The sequence below is a fragment of the Bacillus sp. BP-3 genome (assembly GCF_028401955.1).
Taxonomy (GTDB): domain Bacteria; phylum Bacillota; class Bacilli; order Bacillales; family Bacillaceae_G; genus Bacillus_A.
The window spans coordinates 1-809 of sequence record NZ_JAQOTJ010000058.1 but is presented as its reverse complement, the minus strand read 5'-3'; the positions used below and the strand labels follow the sequence as shown (position 1 = coordinate 809).

Below are 809 nucleotides of genomic sequence, written 5' to 3'. Positions count from 1 at the left end.
GGTTCTGTTGCAAAGCTTGAAAAAAGTATAAACAGGTTGGTAAATGAGGAACAATGTTTAGGAAGTAGCTAGTAATTGTTGAAGTTCATTGTACGTTGAAAAGGCGGAGTCTCCTTGAAGACTTCGCCTTTGTTTATATAGGGCATGAATGGTTTCGATACCTTTTATCGTACGTGAAGCATGACGAAGATTTTGAAATCCTGCGGATTTGGCAAAACGTCTTTTTACATGCCTATGATCCTGTTCAATAAGATTGTTTAAATGTTTGATTGTATAATGGATTGTGGTTTGAAAAAATCCTTGTTTTCTTAATTTGTTAAATGCACAAAGTAATGCCGGCGCTTTGTCTGTAGTGAGAACCGTTGGTTCTCCAAAATGTTTTACTAATCTTTTCATAAAGGCATAGGCAGCCTGATGATCCCGTTTTTTACGAAGTTGAATATCCAACGTGTTTCCATCTTTATCAATTGCACGATAGAGGTAATGCCATTCTCCCTTAACTTTGATATAAGTTTCATCCAAATGCCAAGATAAGCGTGCAGATTTATTTTTTACTTTCCAAATTTGATAGATGAGATTTCCATATTCATGAACCCATCGCATGATGGTTGTTGGATGAACTGAAATACCACGTTCTTTCAGGATTTCAGATACATCGCGATAACTTAAAGAAAAACGGCAGTAGTAGCCGACAGCTACTAAAATAATATCTTTCTTGAATTGTTTTCCTTTAAAATACCTCATATCTGATTCTCCTATATCCTGTTTTCTAGAGTGTAGCTTCATGTAGGAAACTTTGCAACAGAACC

1 protein-coding gene is annotated in these 809 nt (G+C 35.8%); it reads right to left on the bottom strand.

Translation table 11 applies throughout. The features are described 5' to 3' along the window. Nucleotides 1-57: 57 nt before the first annotated feature. A complete protein-coding gene (locus tag PLX19_RS25920; protein ID WP_272191801.1) occupies nucleotides 58-744 on the bottom strand; it encodes an IS6 family transposase in 687 nt (228 codons plus the stop codon). Nucleotides 745-809: the final 65 nt, after the last annotated feature.